The following is a 996-nucleotide window of genomic DNA, read 5'->3' as shown; positions in this document are numbered from 1 at the left end:
TTATTCTTCAAATTTCCATTTAACAAATGCCTCAATGGCTTCATATTCGGCCAAACCAAGCTCGTTATACAACCGTGCGGTTTCGCGGGTGCGGTCTTCGGCACGTACCCAAAACTCCCGCGCATCATCTCCAGGGAATACAGGCAAATCCTTTTGCGACTGATGTTTGAATATTGCCAGTCGCTTGCGCTCTACTTCCTGCGGCGACAGCGGCACAGCCATCTCAATCTCATGTATCTCAAACTCGTGCCATGCCCCACGGTACATCCACAGCCAGCATTCTTTTGTCCACTCTTCCGTTTTTCTTAAACGGTGCAGTGCTTCCAGGATGATCTCGAAACACACCTTGTGCGTGCCATGCGGATCGGCAAAATCACCGGCAGCGAATACCTGGTGTGGTTTTACCTGTTGCAGCAGTTCCATGGTTTGTTGTATATCGTCTTCAAACGATACCTTTTTATCAAACTTGCTCCTGTCGTAAAAAGGCAGGTCCATAAAGTGAATATTTTCATCTTTTAAGCCTGATAGCCTCGCTCCTGCTATAGCCTCACCTTTGCGTATCAGGCCTTTTATGGTGCGTATCTCCTGTGTGTCCGACTGGTTGGGTTGTTTGCCTTTGAAGAATGTGGTCATTTCGGCATACTGCTGTTTCAGGTGGCTTGTGTCCTGCCCTTGTGATGCGGCAAAGTCTGTCGCGAATTCTACATAACGTAATACTTCATCATCCCACACGGCGGTGTTGCCTGATGTTTGGTAGGCTACATGCACGTCATGCCCCTGGTCGGCCAGGCGGATGAAGGTGCCACCCATTGAAATTACATCATCATCAGGGTGCGGGGAAAATACGATTGAGCGTTTTACCTGTGGCAGGGCACGTTCCGGCCTTTGGCTATCGTCGGCATTGTACTTGCCGCCCGGCCAGCCGGTAATGGTATGCTGTATTTTGTTAAAAATGTCGATATTAATGTTGTACACCGGCCCTTTTTCTGTTGCCAG

Annotated in this window: 1 protein-coding gene; it reads right to left on the bottom strand. The window is 49.0% G+C overall.

Annotation, left to right across the window (positions count from 1 at the left end):
- Positions 1-996: PIG-L family deacetylase (locus EOD41_RS20535; protein ID WP_205780619.1), on the bottom strand; the 996-nt coding region annotated here is incomplete at its 5' end.

The sequence above is a fragment of the Mucilaginibacter limnophilus genome (assembly GCF_004005815.1).
Classification (GTDB): Bacteria; Bacteroidota; Bacteroidia; order Sphingobacteriales; family Sphingobacteriaceae; genus Mucilaginibacter; species Mucilaginibacter limnophilus.
The sequence above is the reverse complement of the archived record's forward strand: the minus strand, read 5'-3'. Positions and strand labels throughout refer to the sequence as shown.